Annotated in this window: 16 protein-coding genes; 10 read left to right on the top strand and 6 right to left on the bottom strand. The window is 61.0% G+C overall.

Annotated elements, in window-relative coordinates:
- The first annotated feature begins 83 nt into the window (after window positions 1–83).
- The 8 genes from I6L49_RS07890 to I6L49_RS07855 all read left to right on the top strand — a co-directional run bounded on the left by I6L49_RS07890 (window position 84) and on the right by I6L49_RS07855 (window position 6,570).
- Window positions 84–1,655, top strand: a complete 1,572-nt coding sequence (locus tag I6L49_RS07890) for a cytochrome ubiquinol oxidase subunit I (RefSeq protein ID WP_216951126.1) — start codon at window positions 84–86, stop codon at window positions 1,653–1,655.
- Window positions 1,655–2,794, top strand: coding sequence for a cytochrome d ubiquinol oxidase subunit II (cydB, locus tag I6L49_RS07885; RefSeq protein WP_149152602.1), 1,140 nt, complete (start codon window positions 1,655–1,657; stop codon window positions 2,792–2,794). The genes I6L49_RS07890 and cydB overlap by 1 nt, the downstream gene beginning before the upstream one ends.
- Window positions 2,795–2,810: 16 nt before the next feature.
- On the top strand, window positions 2,811–2,921 hold the full coding sequence (cydX, locus tag I6L49_RS07880; RefSeq protein WP_005337572.1) for a cytochrome bd-I oxidase subunit CydX: 111 nt from the start codon (window positions 2,811–2,813) through the stop codon (window positions 2,919–2,921).
- 130 nt (window positions 2,922–3,051) lie between these two features.
- Window positions 3,052–4,011 carry an MBL fold metallo-hydrolase gene (locus I6L49_RS07875; protein WP_216951125.1) on the top strand — a complete coding sequence of 320 codons (960 nt, stop codon included), beginning with the start codon at window positions 3,052–3,054 and terminating at the stop codon, window positions 4,009–4,011.
- Entirely contained in the window at window positions 4,004–4,333 is a 330-nt protein-coding gene (locus I6L49_RS07870; protein ID WP_139472826.1) for a hypothetical protein, read from the top strand. Before I6L49_RS07875 ends, I6L49_RS07870 begins: the two co-directional genes overlap by 8 nt.
- Complete coding sequence (locus I6L49_RS07865; RefSeq protein WP_216951124.1) at window positions 4,321–5,178, top strand: DUF692 domain-containing protein; 858 nt, start codon at window positions 4,321–4,323, stop codon at window positions 5,176–5,178. Before I6L49_RS07870 ends, I6L49_RS07865 begins: the two co-directional genes overlap by 13 nt.
- Window positions 5,171–5,965, top strand: a complete 795-nt coding sequence (locus I6L49_RS07860) for a putative DNA-binding domain-containing protein (RefSeq protein ID WP_216951122.1) — start codon at window positions 5,171–5,173, stop codon at window positions 5,963–5,965. The genes I6L49_RS07865 and I6L49_RS07860 overlap by 8 nt, the downstream gene beginning before the upstream one ends.
- Window positions 5,962–6,570 (top strand): DoxX family protein, encoded by a 609-nt coding sequence (locus I6L49_RS07855; RefSeq protein ID WP_216951120.1) that lies wholly within the window; start codon window positions 5,962–5,964, stop codon window positions 6,568–6,570. Before I6L49_RS07860 ends, I6L49_RS07855 begins: the two co-directional genes overlap by 4 nt.
- 115 nt (window positions 6,571–6,685) lie before the next feature.
- Here the strand turns inward: I6L49_RS07855 and I6L49_RS07850 are convergent, their stop codons facing one another.
- Entirely contained in the window at window positions 6,686–7,357 is a 672-nt protein-coding gene (locus I6L49_RS07850; protein WP_216951118.1) for an NAD(P)H-dependent oxidoreductase, read from the bottom strand.
- Window positions 7,358–7,499: 142 nt separating this feature from the next.
- Entirely contained in the window at window positions 7,500–8,678 is a 1,179-nt protein-coding gene (locus tag I6L49_RS07845) for an MFS transporter (RefSeq protein WP_204483780.1), read from the bottom strand.
- A 351-nt stretch (window positions 8,679–9,029) separates the two neighbouring features.
- Here I6L49_RS07845 and I6L49_RS07840 point away from each other — a divergent pair, with 351 nt between their 5' ends.
- Complete coding sequence (locus I6L49_RS07840; RefSeq protein WP_254127562.1) at window positions 9,030–10,040, top strand: HAD family phosphatase; 1,011 nt, start codon at window positions 9,030–9,032, stop codon at window positions 10,038–10,040.
- A 162-nt stretch (window positions 10,041–10,202) separates the two neighbouring features.
- Here the strand turns inward: I6L49_RS07840 and dkgB are convergent, their stop codons facing one another.
- From dkgB to I6L49_RS07825, 3 genes are all read right to left on the bottom strand, one after another.
- Window positions 10,203–11,006 carry a 2,5-didehydrogluconate reductase DkgB gene (gene dkgB / locus I6L49_RS07835; protein ID WP_216951116.1) on the bottom strand — a complete coding sequence of 268 codons (804 nt, stop codon included), beginning with the start codon at window positions 11,004–11,006 and terminating at the stop codon, window positions 10,203–10,205.
- A 65-nt stretch (window positions 11,007–11,071) separates the two neighbouring features.
- Window positions 11,072–11,368 carry a putative quinol monooxygenase gene (locus I6L49_RS07830; RefSeq protein ID WP_110302950.1) on the bottom strand — a complete coding sequence of 99 codons (297 nt, stop codon included), beginning with the start codon at window positions 11,366–11,368 and terminating at the stop codon, window positions 11,072–11,074.
- A gap of 615 nt (window positions 11,369–11,983) precedes the next feature.
- Window positions 11,984–12,388 carry a DUF6404 family protein gene (locus I6L49_RS07825; protein ID WP_040067786.1) on the bottom strand — a complete coding sequence of 135 codons (405 nt, stop codon included), beginning with the start codon at window positions 12,386–12,388 and terminating at the stop codon, window positions 11,984–11,986.
- A 191-nt stretch (window positions 12,389–12,579) separates the two neighbouring features.
- Here I6L49_RS07825 and I6L49_RS07820 point away from each other — a divergent pair, with 191 nt between their 5' ends.
- Window positions 12,580–13,482 (top strand): LysR substrate-binding domain-containing protein, encoded by a 903-nt coding sequence (locus I6L49_RS07820; protein ID WP_040067784.1) that lies wholly within the window; start codon window positions 12,580–12,582, stop codon window positions 13,480–13,482.
- A gap of 171 nt (window positions 13,483–13,653) precedes the next feature.
- On the opposite strand, the gene I6L49_RS07815 is transcribed toward I6L49_RS07820, so the two are convergent.
- Entirely contained in the window at window positions 13,654–13,887 is a 234-nt protein-coding gene (locus I6L49_RS07815) for a hypothetical protein (RefSeq protein ID WP_216951114.1), read from the bottom strand.
- Window positions 13,888–13,899: the final 12 nt, after the last annotated feature.

Raw genomic sequence — 13,899 nt, 5'->3', positions numbered from 1 at the left:
GCATCTGTTATAGGTGTCATGCTCCGTGATGTACTTGTCACGCACGAAACGTGCAAGGCAAATACAACAAAAGAGAGTGACGCATGATCAATCCGGATGACGTGGTCAGCCTGTCTCGCCTGCAATTTGGCGCCACGGCCCTGTTCCACTTCCTGTTTGTGCCCCTCACGCTGGGGCTGTCCTGGATCCTGGTGATCGCCGAGTCGGCTTATGTGATGACCGGCAAGGTGATCTATCAGGACATCACCCGCTTCTGGGGCAAACTGTTTGGCATCAACTTCGTCATGGGGGTCACCACGGGGATCACCATGGAGTTTCAGTTCGGCACCAACTGGGCTTACTACTCCCACTATGTGGGGGACATCTTCGGTACTCCGCTGGCCATCGAGGGGCTGATGGCCTTCTTCCTCGAATCGACCCTGGTGGGGCTCTTCTTCTTCGGTTGGGACAAGCTCTCTCGTGGCAAGCACCTGCTGGTGACCATGCTGGTGGCGCTCGGCTCCAACCTCTCGGCGCTCTGGATCCTGATCGGCAACGGCTGGATGCAAAACCCGGTGGGGGCCGAGTTCAACCTGCTGACCCAGCGCATGGAGCTGGTGGATATCGCCGTCGTGCTGTTCAACCCGGTGGCGCAGGTGAAGTTCGTTCACACCGTCGCGGCAGGCTATGTGGCCGCCTCCATGTTCGTGATGGGGGTGAGCAGCTGGTATCTGCTGCGCAAGACGGAAGTGCAGTTTGCCCTGCGCTCCTTCGCCATTGCCTCCGGCTTCGGGCTGGCGGCCATCCTCTCGGTCATTGTGCTCGGGGATGAGTCGGGCTATCGCACCGGCGAGGTGCAGAAGGTCAAGCTCGCCGCCATCGAGGCGGAGTGGGAGACCGAGCCAGCGCCAGCTTCCTTTACCCTGTTCGGCTTCCCGGATCAGACTGCCGAGACCACCCACGCAGCCATCAAGATCCCGTATCTGATGGGGATCATCGCTACCCGCTCCATCGACGAGGCGGTGACCGGCCTCAAGGATATCAAGGTGCAGAACGAGGCGCGCATTCGCAGCGGCATGGTGGCGGCCGAGGCCCTCGAGCAGATCCGGCAGGGCGATGACACCCCGGCCAACCGCGCCCGCTTCGAGCAGCACGGCAAGGATCTCGGCTACGGCATGCTGCTGACCCCCTATGCCAGCAATATCGCCAAGGCCGGTGAGGCGGAGATTGCCAAAGCGGTCGATGACTCCATCCCGCCGGTGGCGCCGCTGTTCTGGGGCTTTCGGGTGATGGTGGGGCTTGGCGTCACCATGCTGGGGCTGATGGTGGTGAGCTTTGTTCAGCTCTGCCGCAACCGGCTGCAAGACTCGCCGCGCCTGCTCAAGACCCTGCTCTGGAGCATTCCGCTGCCCTGGATTGCCATCGAGGCGGGCTGGCTGGTGGCCGAACTCGGCCGTCAACCCTGGACCATCAGCGATGTGCTGCCGGTGTCGGCCTCGGTCTCTTTGCTTCAGCCGGGCCAACTTTGGTTCAGCCTCATCGCCATCTGTTCCATCTACACCCTGCTGCTGGTGGTGGAGCTGTTCCTGTTGCGCCATGTGATCCGCAAGGGGCCCGCCATTCTCCATACCGGCCGCTACAGCGGTGAACAACCCGAACTTGCGAGGATCGCCTGATGGATTACGCAACCCTGAAACTCATCTGGTGGGCGCTGGTGCTCTTCATGATGGTCGGTTTTATCGTGATGGATGGCTTCGATCTCGGCATCGCCATGCTGCTGCCGGTGGTGTCGAAAGATGACGATGACCGCCGTCTGGTGATCAACAGCGTGGGGCCGGTGTGGGAGGGCAATCAGGTGTGGCTGATTGCCGGCGCCGGTGCCCTGTTTGCCGCCTGGCCGCTGGTCTATGCCGCCGCCTTCTCGGGGCTTTATATCCCCATGGTGGTGCTGCTGCTTGGGCTCTTTCTGCGTCCGGTCGGCTTTGACTATCGCAGCAAGCTGGCCGATCCGGTTTGGCGCCGCTGGTGGGATCGGGCGCTGGTGGCGGGTGGCCTGATACCGGCGCTCATCCTCGGTGCTGCTATCGGTCTGGTGATGGAGGGGCTGCCGTTTCGCTTCGACACGGCGCTGCGCCTGCACTACGGCGCGTTCGACTTCCACTGGGGCTGGCTGCTCTCGGTGCTGGCCACCGCCATCACCCTGTTGCTACTGCACGGCGCCGGTTTTCTGCAAGCCAAGGTGACTGGCACCCCTGCGCTGCGCGCACGGGGCATCGCCATCCTGCTGGCCCCGCTGGTGAGCCTCTGCTATCTGCTGGCCGGCTGGCATCTGGTGGATCTGCAAGGGTTTCAGCTGACCGGTGTCGGCACACAACCCTTTGACCCGAATGCTGCCATCAGCCCGCTGATGAAGGGGGTGATCCCCCACGCTGGAGGCTGGCTGCGCAACTACTTTGACTATCCGCTGCTGTGGCTGGTGCCGATCATCGGGACGCTGGCGCCGCTGGTGAGCGGGATTGCCTCCTGGCTGGAGCGGGGCCGAATTGCGCTGCTGGCCAGCGCCATCGCCTGCGCCGCCATGCTCTGCTCGGTGGCCATCGCCCTGTTCCCTTTCGTGCTGCCCTCATCCCTTGATGCGGTCAGCAGCCTGACCCTGTGGGACAGCACCTCCAGTTACAAGACCCTGGCCATCATGTTCGGCCTCGTGCTGGTGCTGATGCCGGTCAACCTGGGCTACACCGGCTGGGTCTATCGGGTGGTGCGCGGCAAGCTCGACCGTGCCCGCATCAAGCGCGACAGCCATCAACTCTACTGACCTCAAGGGATCTGCTATGTGGTACTTCACCTGGATTTTGGGCCTCGGATTCGCCCTGCTGCTGGGCCTGTGCAACCTGCTCTGGCTGGAAGCGCGCTGGCAGGCGGACGAACGGGACGGTAACTGACGGCGGGGGCTCGCGCCCCGCCACGGCCGGTGGCTGGCGTTCACTCGTCGCCATCGGCCCCTCTCTCCCCCCTCTTTAAACGACACACACGACACACTTTCAACCGACAACCAACCGACAGGTAATTGTGATGAAACAGAGATTGAAAGCGGTGGTGCTGGCCATCGGGTGCGCGCTCACCGTCGCCCCGGCCTGTGCCGAACCGGTACAACTGACGCCACTGGATAAAACCTTCACCCTGCAGGTGCTCGGCAGTGGCGGCCCCATCTCCGACGATCTGCGCGCCTCCTCCAGCGAGGTGATCTGGTGGAAGGGGAAATCCCGCATCCTGATCGATGCCGGTGGCGGCGTCTACCTGCGCTTCGGCCAGGCAGGGGCCAAGCTCGAAGAGGTCGATTTTATCGGCATCACCCACTTCCACACCGACCATGTGACTGACCTGCCCGCCCTGCTCAAGGGGGCCTACTTCTTCGAGCGCAGCGATCCGCTGGATCTGGCGGGGCCAGAGGCCGGCTCGGCCTTCCCTAGCATGAGCGGCTACTTCGATGCCCTCTTCAACAAAGACAAGGGCGCTTATGCCTACCTGAGCGGCTTCAAGGATGGCACCGATGGCCTCTTCCCCATCACCTTGCACGATGTGCCCTACCAGAGCCCGCAGCCTCACACCGTCTATCAACAGGATGGGCTGACCATCACCGCGCTTGGCATTCCTCACGGTGACGTGCCCTGTCTGGCCTATCGCATTGAGAGCGCCGAGGGGACCATCGTTATCTCGGCGGATCAGAACGGCAGCAACCCGGCCTTTGTGCCGTTTGCCAAGGGGGCCGACATTCTGGTGATGCCGCTCGCCATTCACGAAGGGGCCGACCCTGTCTCCGCCTCGCTCCATGCCAAGCCATCTGTGGTGGCCAAGATTGCCGCCGAGGTGAACCCCAAGCTGCTGGTGCTCAACCACTGGATGGGGGTTGGCCTCAATCACAAGAAAGAGGCGATGGCCATCGTCAAACAGCAGTTCCACGGCCAGATCGTGGCTGCCCGCGATCTCTCCAGCTACCCCGTTTTATCCGTCAAGGAGTCCGCTCATGAGTAACTCAAGCAGCAACAAAACCACCGGCAAACTGACCCTCTCCATCGCCATGACCAGCCTGATTGCCCTGACTCCGGGGCTGGCGCTGGCGGCCACCCCGAGCGATGCGCCGGTGAAAGCTGCCCCCAGCGAACAGCACGGCGGCAAGTGTGCGGCGGGCAAGTGCGGCACCGAGAAGCGCTTTGAAAAGCAGGCCCTCGACAGTGATCCGCAGGGGCGGCTGGTGCGCGCTCGCGATGGCAAGTGTGGCGTGGCGGGCGAGGGGATTGATGGCGACAGCTCCAGCAAGGGCAGCAAGATGACGGAGGGGGTATGCGGCCAATAAGCTCCCGCAGTCGGGGGATCGGGCTGCGCCAGGAGCATCTGGATGTGCTCTGCTCCGGCCCCGTCCGCCCCGGCATCGACTTTCTCGAACTGGCGCCGGAGAACTGGATGGCTATAGGCGGCGCCAAGCGGGTGCAGTTGCATCAGCTGACCGAGCGTTACCCGCTGGTGGCCCACGGCCTCAGCCTCTCTCTCGGCGATTGCCAGCCCCTCAATCGCACCCTGCTCAGCCAGATCCGCACCTTTCTGGACGAGTTCGGCATCGGGATCTACAGCGAGCACCTGAGCTTTTCCCGCGACCAGCAGGGGTATCTTTACGAACTGCTACCGGTGCCGCGTCAGTGGGAGAACATCCCCTATCTGGCAGAGCGGATCGCGCAGGTACAGGAGGCGCTGGCCCGCCCGCTGGTGCTGGAAAATATCTCCTACTACCACGGCTATGACCACGAGATGCCGGAGGAGGATTTTCTCGCCGAGCTGGTGGCGCGCAGCGGCTGCGAGCTGCTGCTCGATATCAACAACGTCTTTGTGAACAGCCGCAACCACGGTTACTGCCCCAAGCGGATGATCGCCGGGCTGCCGGGCAATGCGATCCGTTACTTCCATATCGCCGGTCATCTGGAAGAGGCGGACGGCACTTTATTGGATACCCATGGCAAACCGGTGTGCGAGGAGGTGGTGGCGCTGGCCCGTTATACGGTGCAGACCCACGGTTTGCGCCCCCTGTTGCTGGAGCGGGATCACCATCTGCCGCCGCTGGCCGAACTGGAGGCCGAGCTGGCACGGGTGCACGGCGCCTGTTGCGAGGCACTCGACCGTCAGGTGCGGGAGGTGCGCTATGGATAGACGGTTATCACTGATCACCTCGCCCAAAACGGCGCCGCAGCGGATGCAGCAGCAGACCGCCTGGCTGGCGAGCCGGGTGCGGCTGCCGCAGGATGGCATCGCCAGCCACTATGCCCGCAGCGTGCGCGCCAATGTGGAGTCGGTGCTGGAGAGCGCTTTTCCGCTCACCCACGCTCACTGGGCGCCGGTGGACAGGTGGCAGCTGGTGGAGGGCTTTGTTATCCAGCACGGCGCCGAGGCCCCCGAGTTTCACCATATCGCCACCGAGTTTGTCCGCTTTGTGCAGCATCGCCACGGCGAGGGTTCCCTCAACTGGCCCAGGCAGCGGCTGGCGCTGCTGGAGTATGAGTGGGCCTGCCTCTGTGTCGAGATTGACCAAGGGGTGGTGCCGCAAGTGTTGCCGGGGGAGGAGGTGACGGCGGAGAGTTCGCTAGTGCTCAACCCTACCCTGCAACTGCTAGAGCTCCCCTTTGCCATTCGTCGCAGCGGCGTGGTGCCGACCCGGCAGGGCAACCACTTCTATGGCCTGTTTCGCAGCCCGGATCATCAGGTGGTGACCCAGCGGCTGCGCGAATGGGATGTGGCGCTGATCCAGCTATTGCAACAGCAGCCGGGGATCACCCAAGCCGCGTTCCAGCAACAGGTGCAACAGGTTCGCAGCGATTTTGATCTGACCGAATGGGCACGCCATTTTTACCGGCTGGGTCTGCTGATCTTGTCCGTTGGCGAGCGCCAGTCTGGCGCGCCCTTGCCCCCATTTAGCAAACACCAAGGAGAATTCCCATGAACAACACCCTGATCCAGTGGTACGAGCGGGCGGTAGCCCAGTGCAAGCGGCTCGATTTTCTGGCCCTGCTGGCCATTCGCCTCTATCTCATTCCGGTCATCTATGTGGGGGCCCACTCCAAGGTGGTGGGCTTTGCCGGCACCGTCGCCTGGTTTGGCGCCCCGGTCTCGGAAGGGGGGCTCAACTTGCCGTTCCCGACCCTGCTCGCCTTTCTGGCGGCGGGCACCGAGGTGCTGGGCTGCATCTGTATCGCCCTTGGCCTCTTTACCCGCATCATGGCCATTCCCACCATCTTCCTGATGAGTGTGGCGAGCGCCATGGTGCACTGGAAGCACGGCTGGGACGCCATCGCCACCGGCAGCATGGAGGCCACCTTGCGCCTCAACTGCTTTATCGAGTGGCTGGCTGCCAACTTCCCCGGTCGCTACAACTACATCACCGAGCTCGGGGATCCCGTGATGCTCAACAACGGGATGGAGTTTGCCGCCACCTACTTCGTGATGCTGCTGGTGCTGCTGGTTTACGGCGGGGGCCGCTACGTCAGCCTCGACTACTGGCTCAAGCGGGCGGTGACCGGCAAAGCAGGTGTACAACAGGCGGCATAAGGCTTGCCCACGGATAACAAAAACCATAACGACAGAGCGTGAAAAACAGCGAGCGGCCGGGTGCCGCTCGTTGTGTTTGTGCTTTATGGGGTGGGAATGTCAGCTGCGTCAGCCGTTACTGGTAGCGGCCGACTGCGATGGGGGACTCCTGCTCAATCTGGCCAAGGCGTTCGGCCCACTGGGCGAGCCAGGCTTCCCGCTCTTCTTGCGAGACCCGCACCGGGGCATAGCAGATATGGGGGCGCAGCACGTCGAAGCCGACAAATTGCAGGATCCCGCGCTGGATGGGGCGCAGCACCCCGTCGATATCGCCGTTGAAGCCGTCGGGCAAATAGGTCTCGGCGGGGCCGCCGGTGGTGAGGCTCAGCAACGCCCGCTTGCCGCGAAACTTGCCGCTCTCGTAGATATGGCCCTGACCATAAACCCGCCCCATGGCAAAGACCCGATCCACCCACCCCTTGAGAATGGCGGGCAGGCCAAACCACCAGAGCGGGAACTGGAAGATCAACAGGTCGGCCGCCTCCAGCTTTTGCATCTCCTGCTCCAGCTGCGGGGCAAAGCTGCCCTGCTCGGTGGCAGTCAGCTCTTCAAGTTGCAGCTTGAGGAAATCGGGATCGCTGGCGGCAGTGAAGTTGCGCCGATCCGAGACAGGATCAAAGCCCATGGCATAGAGATCGCTGGTCATCACTGTGTGGCCCGCCTGCTCCAGCGCCCTGATGGCGTGGCAGAAGAGGGCACCGTTGAAGCTTTTGGGTTCGGGATGGGCATAGACAATAAGCACCTTCATAACAGACTCCGTGGCAAATGATGCTAGGGGGCAGGCTTGGTTACTGAAACAGTTGAGGGCTTGAGGCTGTGTCACAGCATAGAAGCCTGTCGCGCCGATTGCAGCAGGCGCCACGCCCTTGCGTGACGCCTGCTGGCGCAACTTATGCCTGACAGGCGGCGAGCCGGAGGGCTTCGCGGCGCTCGCTGACATGGGTCAGCCCGTAGGCCAGCAGCACGATAAGGGCGCCGATCCAGGGTGTGTGCATCAGGCCGAGGTGTTCCACCACAAAACCACCAACCACAGATCCCAGCGCAATGCCGACGTTGAAGGCGGCAATATTGAGGCCCGATGCCACATCCACCGCCTTGGGGGTGTGCAGCTCGGCCTGTTTCACCACCAACACCTGCAAACCCGGCACGTTGCCGAAGGCAAAGGCGCCCCACACCAGCACGGTGAGCACGGCCAGCACCGGATGGGGGGCGGTGAAGGTGAGGGCCAGCAGCACCAGCGCCAGACCGGCAAACAGCAGTTTCAGCGCGGGCAATGGGCCCATCTTGTCGGCCAGCTTGCCACCCCAGATATTGCCGACGGCGACCGATACCCCGTACACCAGCAGGATCAGGCTCACCGCACCGGCGCTAAAGCCGCTCACCTGCTGCAGGATGGGGGCGAGGAAGGTAAAAGCCGTGAAGGCGCCGCCATAACCGAGGGCGGTTTTGGCGTAGACCAGCAGCAGCGGCTTTTTGGTCAGTACCGAGAGCTGCTCGCGGATGGTCGAGGCAGCCCCCTTGGGCAGGTTGCCCGGGATCAGCAGCAGGCTACCCACCATGGCGACCAAACCCAGCAGGCTTACCACCAGAAAGGTTTCACGCCAGCCAAAGACCTGACCAATCCAGGTGCCGAGCGGTACGCCGGTTACCAGCGCCACGGTAAGGCCGCTGAACATGATGGCGATGGCGCTCGCTGCCTTCTCTTTGGCCACAAGACCCGTGGCGATGGTGCTGCCCACCGAGAAGAAGACCCCGTGCGCCAATCCGGTGAGGATACGGGCCACAATTAGGCTCTCGTAACCGGGGGCCTGCCAGGCCAGCAGGTTGCCGGCGGTAAAGAGCGCCATCAGCCCTACCAGCAGCCACTTGCGCGGCACCTTGCCGGTCAGCGCCGTGAGCACGGGGGCACCGATAGCTACCCCAAGGGCGTAGAGGCTGACCAGAAGGCCTGCCGAGGGGAGCGAGACATTGAGCTGCTCTGCGATGGTGGGGATAAGCCCCACGATCACAAATTCGGTGGTGCCTATCGCAAAGGCACTTAAGGTAAGGGCAAATAACGCCAGTGGCATAACAACTCCTTGGTTAGGGACTCCCGACGGGAGAATGGCGCCAGTATGCCGATGGGTTTTGTTGGCAAAAATGACGGTGACAGCAAATTACTTTTGCCAAATAAGCAGCAATAACGCTGAGTGGGAGGGGATTGTGGTGCCCGCGGCGTGAGCGCAACGCAGTGATCTGCCTCGCAGAACGGGATGAACGCTGCTCCTTTTCTGAGCTTGCTTAAGCTCCAGTACAAGCTGGCAGCCATAGGATTTTCCCTGTGAAACCCGTGTGTGTTGAACCCATGCGCGCCGGTGTTGTGATGGCCGTGCGCTTTCATCTACAGGCAATAGACAGGCAACATCCAGCTGACAGGTAACATGATGACATTGAATCGACTCTCCTCTCTTTTGCTGCTGTGCGGCGCCTTTGCGGTACAGGCCAGCCAGAGCGATCCCCTCTCTGCCTGGAATGACACGGCAGCCAAGCAGGCGATCACCCGCTGGGTGACCAATGCCACCGATCAGCAGCAGCCCACTTTTATTCCGCCAGAGAAGCGCCATGTGGTGTTTGACAATGACGGCACTCTCTGGCCGGAAGCGCCCATGACCTATCAGCTGCAGTTTGCGATGGACGAGATCAAGCGTCTGGCGCCGGAACACCCGGAGTGGAAGGCCGACCCCATCGTCGCGGCAGTGCTGAACAACGACCTCAAGGCTGTGGCCAAATCGGGGGAGAAGGGGCTCGCCAAGCTGGTGGGACTGACCCACAGCGGCATGACTACCACCGATTTTGCCGAGCGGGTCACTCGCTGGGTCAACAGCAGCAAGGATCCCCGTTTTGGCTGCCACTATGATCAGCTCGGTTATCTGCCGATGAAGCAGCTGCTGGGGTATCTGCGGGACAATGGCTTCCAGACCTGGATTGTCTCCGGCGGCGGCGTCGATTTTATGCGGGTGATGTCCGAGCAGATGTATGGCATCCCGCCCCAGCAGGTGATTGGTTCCTTTACCCTCGGCGAGTTTGCCCTGACCGGGGAGGGCAGCGAGATCCGCAAGACCATGAACGGCGCCTATTTCGATGACAGCAAGGCGAAACCGGCCGCCATTCACCTCTTTATGGGGCAGCGTCCGGTCGGCGCCTTTGGTAACAGCGATGGCGACGTGCCCATGCTGCAATACACCTCGACCAACCCGGATTACCACACTTTTGGTCTGTTGGTGCACCACACGGATGCCAAGCGCGAATATGCCTACGACAGTCATCCGCCAGTCAGCGGCAAGCTGATCGACGGGCTGGCGCAGGCAAAAGCGCGGGGCTGGGTGGTGGTCGATATGAAATCAGACTGGAAGCAAGTGTTCGATCCCGCCCTTTGCCAGAACGCGCCCTGATTGCGGCGCTGCATCTGGCATCAATATGGCGACTGGACGTTCAGCAAGCGCTGCAAAGCGTGAGGCAAGAAAAGAGACAGGGAGAGCATGATGCTCTCCCTGTTTTATCTGGCTTGCTGGCAGAGCCAGCCTTTTTTTCGCGTTAGTCTCACGCCTTTCGCGTCAGTCCCACGCGGGGGCAAAGTCGGGATTGGCGCAGCGCTCGCCCCGATCCAGCATGGCGATGGCGGCCACCTCCTCGCTGCTCAAGGTGATATCGAGGGCGGCCAGATTGGCGGCCTGATTCTCCCGTTTGGTGGAGCTCGGGATCACTGTCATGTCCTGCGCCAGCAGCCAGGCCAGCGACACCTGCGCCGCCGATACCCCGTGGCGCTGGCCAATCTCCATCAGCAGCGGCTCGCTCAGCACTTTGCCATAGGCGAGCGGCATATAGGCGGTGACGGCGATACCGTGGGCCTTGCAGAACTCGACTACCTTGCGGTTTTGCAGCAGGGGATGAACCTCGATCTGCTGGTGAGCGATGGCCCCAGGCCCCATAATCTCGATAGCCTGTTTGAGTTGGGCCACGGTGAAGTTGGAGACCCCGATCTCCCGGGTCAGGCCCCGGGCCTTGGCCTCGGCCAGCTGCTCCAGATAGACTGCCATCGGCACCTCATCCTTGGGGGAGGGCCAGTGGATCAGCGCCAGATCCAGATAGTCAGTGCCCAGTTTTTCCAGGCTTACCTCCAGGCTCGGGATCAGCTTGCCCGGGCCAAACTCGCTGGTCCACACCTTGGTGGTCAGGTAGATCTCGTGGCGGGCAACAGTGCTGCGGGTCAGCACGGCGCCGACCTCGGCTTCGTTGTCATAGATCTGGGCGGTATCGATATGGCGATAGCCCAGCTCCAGACCGTTGGTCAGGGTGGCAAGCAGCGGCTCGCCCTTCAGGCGGAAAGTGCCCAGACCCATGGGTGACATATTGATCATCTTGTTCCTCAATGGGGTGGTGGTTGGCCCTTGATGGGCTAAGTGGAAAGTGGCACAGGGGCCAGTCAGGCGCCCAGCGGCTGATAGCGGCGAATGGTGCTGCTGGCAAACCAGGGCTCGGCCTTGGCGACAAATTCGGTAAAGTGGGGCTGACCCTGATGGGCGGTGAGGGCCGCTTCGCTCTCCCACACCTCGTAGAGCATCCAGCTGTTTCGATTGTCCAAGTCTTGGTGCAGCTGATAGCGCTGGCAGCCCGCCTCTTGCAAGGTGGCCGCAATCAGCGGCTCAAGGGCGGCGCGAAACTGGGCGGCGAATTCGGGTTTGGCTTCAAGCTGGGCAATCACAATCACGGGTGATGACATCTGAACCTCCTTGGCAAAAACGAAGGGTCAGTATGCCTGCCGTGACTTGCTGGAAACAGGGCGCTGGTCGCAAAACAGTATTGGGGGGAGAGCAGCAATAGCAGTCGTGAGAAATTTTTATGAATGATTGTCTGAATTTGTAGTCAACACCCCTGTTTCTGCATGAGTCACCAGCTCACCTTCGCTGATTGCGCGTTCAATGGCAAACCACCTAAAACCCGCAAAGAGGTATTACTGGCCCGTATGGACGCTTTGATCCACTGCTTATCTCACAGTGAGGGCACAACTGTTTGATCATCTGGTGAACTACTTGATTGAACGTCCAAGCTATGGCCAATCACTACAAGGCTGCCATGATGGCCGGATGAAGCTTTTTTGCGATCACCATGCCAAGGAAAATGGAGGCAAATAGAGGGAGAGGATCCCAGCTTCGTCGATAGCTGCGCCAGTTGCCATTGTGGTGGCGGAAAAGCCTGTAGGCGAGAACCAAGAGGCCAATGGCGGTTTGGATGAGGCAGTTAATTGAAAAGCTGATAAAAAATTTAACGAAATCTGGCAAGGTGAGAGTCCGAGTCTGTGAAAGTGTGCTCTTCAGAGCCTGTATTGCACCCAGTTTCAATCGGCAGCAGGAGCTTTAACCTTCTTCTCTGTGCCTTCACTGATGTGCTGGTGCTCCAACTGCTCCCATGGGGTCAATCCAAGCTGCCGGCGCTTGAGCCAGAGTCCAATTAAGGTGAAAAGACCAAATACGCCAGCGAACATGGCTGTGTTGAACAGGGCTGATAAAAGATCCCTTCCCTCTGGATGCCAGACGAATGTCCACATAATCAGACCCCATAACGGCGCAATAGATAGGCCGGAACAGAGGAAATTGGTAAGCCAGCTCGCGTAATAAGGCGGCTTGACGGGGACGCCGAGTTTACGCAGCAATTTGAACAGCCACGGATTGTAGTGAAATTCCTTGAGGCCACTGTCAGCCAGTAGTTGATGGGCAATAGCCAGCCGTTCTTCAAACTCCATTAATGTATCTCCTTGATAACATGGCTTCATACGATTCCTTTTGATAGCATTCTACTGATTAAACAGGATGAGAGATAGTGATTCTCTCTGGTTATTTCTCTTCGAAAAACAAGATCGTCTCTCTGAGCACGCTTGCCAATCCACAGCGGCTGCGCCTATAAAGGCCCATTACTCTTGTCCGGATAACAGCAATGAAGACCCATTCTGATGAACTGACCCTGTTTGTGGCGGTGGTGGAGGCGGGCAGTTTTCGCCAGGCGGCGGAGAACCTCGGCATGGATAACTCGGTAGTGAGCCGCGGCATCAAGCGGCTCGAAGAGAAGCTCTCAACCGTTTTGCTCAATCGCACCACCCGCCGGGTCAGTCTGACCGAGGAGGGGAGCTGGTTCTATCAGCGGGCGGTGAAGATCCTGACCGAGATGAGTGAGGCGGAGGGGCATCTGCTGATGCGCCGGGAACAACCCGAAGGGGTGTTGAGAGTCGATGCCGCTACCCCCTTTATTCTGCACCGGCTGGTGCCGATCATCGGCGAGTTTCGCCGCCGCTACCCCGCCATCGAGCTACAGCTGCACAGCTCGGAGGGCTTTATCAATCTGATGGAGCGGCGGGTGGACATGGCCATCCGCATCGGCGAGCTGACCGACTCCTCACTGCGCGCACTGCCACTGGGCCGTTCGCGGTTGCGGCTGCTGGCCTCTCCGGCCTATTTGAGCGAGCGCGGCACCCCGCGCCAACCGGCGGATCTGCTGTGCGGTCACGAGCTGCTTGGATTTTTGCATCCCGATCACCTCAACCACTGGCCGCTGCTCAGTGCCGAGCAGGGGGATCGCTTTGCCATCACCCCCAGCCTGCGTGCCAGCAGCGGTGAAACTTTGCGTCAGCTGGCGCTGGCGGGTCAGGGGATCGTCTGTCTGTCGGATTTCATGACCGGGCCGGATCGGGAGAGCGGCGCGCTGGTGGAGGTGCTGGCCCGCAGCAACAGCGGCGCCTCGCGCCCCATCAATGCGGTCTTCTACTCCGATGCCCAGCGGGATATCCGGCTGCGGGTCTGGCTCGATTTTCTCAAGGAGCAGCTGGGCAGCCATACCCTGTAGTTCAGGTTGGTTTGTGCGGTTTGTTTGAACGGTTAGTCGCTGCGGTTTGCTTAACGAAAAACAAGCCGCTCATTCGTTGGGGTCAATCAGCATTAGCCTGGCGGCAGATAAACAGACGGCCGACTTGAGGGTCGGCCGCCGGTTCGGGAAGGTGTGTGATGTGAAGCGGAGTTACTGGGGCAGTTTGCCCCATACCCGGCTGAGCAGGGCGCCGCCGATCACCGGTGGAATGGCCAGCAGCAGGGTCCACTGCCAGGAGAGGCCGCCGATGGTGGCGGCCAGTACGATGCAGGTGAGCACCACCAGTTGGGCCACCATCATCAGGAAGGTGCCTTCGCGGGGGGTCAGTGTCTCTTTTGGAGTGGCGACGTGAGCTACGGGCGCTTGAGTGGTGGTCGGTTTCATGGCGATATCCCT

The organism is Aeromonas sp. FDAARGOS 1419 (assembly GCF_019047045.1).
In the GTDB taxonomy this organism is placed as follows: Bacteria; Pseudomonadota; Gammaproteobacteria; order Enterobacterales; family Aeromonadaceae; genus Aeromonas; species Aeromonas veronii.
The sequence above is the reverse complement of the archived record's forward strand: the minus strand, read 5'-3'. Positions and strand labels throughout refer to the sequence as shown.

Bases quoted from the DNA above. Each gene is read 5' to 3' on its own strand.
- I6L49_RS07890 (WP_216951126.1), top strand. From the start codon at position 84: ATGATCAATCCGGATGACGTGGTCAGCCTGTCTCGCCTGCAATTTGGC.
- cydB (WP_149152602.1), top strand. From the start codon at position 1,655: ATGGATTACGCAACCCTGAAACTCATCTGGTGGGCGCTGGTGCTCTTC.
- cydX (WP_005337572.1), top strand. From the start codon at position 2,811: ATGTGGTACTTCACCTGGATTTTGGGCCTCGGATTCGCCCTGCTGCTG.
- I6L49_RS07875 (WP_216951125.1), top strand. From the start codon at position 3,052: ATGAAACAGAGATTGAAAGCGGTGGTGCTGGCCATCGGGTGCGCGCTC.
- I6L49_RS07870 (WP_139472826.1), top strand. From the start codon at position 4,004: ATGAGTAACTCAAGCAGCAACAAAACCACCGGCAAACTGACCCTCTCC.
- I6L49_RS07865 (WP_216951124.1), top strand. From the start codon at position 4,321: ATGCGGCCAATAAGCTCCCGCAGTCGGGGGATCGGGCTGCGCCAGGAG.
- I6L49_RS07860 (WP_216951122.1), top strand. From the start codon at position 5,171: ATGGATAGACGGTTATCACTGATCACCTCGCCCAAAACGGCGCCGCAG.
- I6L49_RS07855 (WP_216951120.1), top strand. From the start codon at position 5,962: ATGAACAACACCCTGATCCAGTGGTACGAGCGGGCGGTAGCCCAGTGC.
- I6L49_RS07850 (WP_216951118.1), bottom strand. From the start codon at position 7,357: ATGAAGGTGCTTATTGTCTATGCCCATCCCGAACCCAAAAGCTTCAAC.
- I6L49_RS07845 (WP_204483780.1), bottom strand. From the start codon at position 8,678: ATGCCACTGGCGTTATTTGCCCTTACCTTAAGTGCCTTTGCGATAGGC.
- I6L49_RS07840 (WP_254127562.1), top strand. From the start codon at position 9,030: ATGATGACATTGAATCGACTCTCCTCTCTTTTGCTGCTGTGCGGCGCC.
- dkgB (WP_216951116.1), bottom strand. From the start codon at position 11,006: ATGATCAATATGTCACCCATGGGTCTGGGCACTTTCCGCCTGAAGGGC.
- I6L49_RS07830 (WP_110302950.1), bottom strand. From the start codon at position 11,368: ATGTCATCACCCGTGATTGTGATTGCCCAGCTTGAAGCCAAACCCGAA.
- I6L49_RS07825 (WP_040067786.1), bottom strand. From the start codon at position 12,388: ATGGAGTTTGAAGAACGGCTGGCTATTGCCCATCAACTACTGGCTGAC.
- I6L49_RS07820 (WP_040067784.1), top strand. From the start codon at position 12,580: ATGAAGACCCATTCTGATGAACTGACCCTGTTTGTGGCGGTGGTGGAG.
- I6L49_RS07815 (WP_216951114.1), bottom strand. From the start codon at position 13,887: ATGAAACCGACCACCACTCAAGCGCCCGTAGCTCACGTCGCCACTCCA.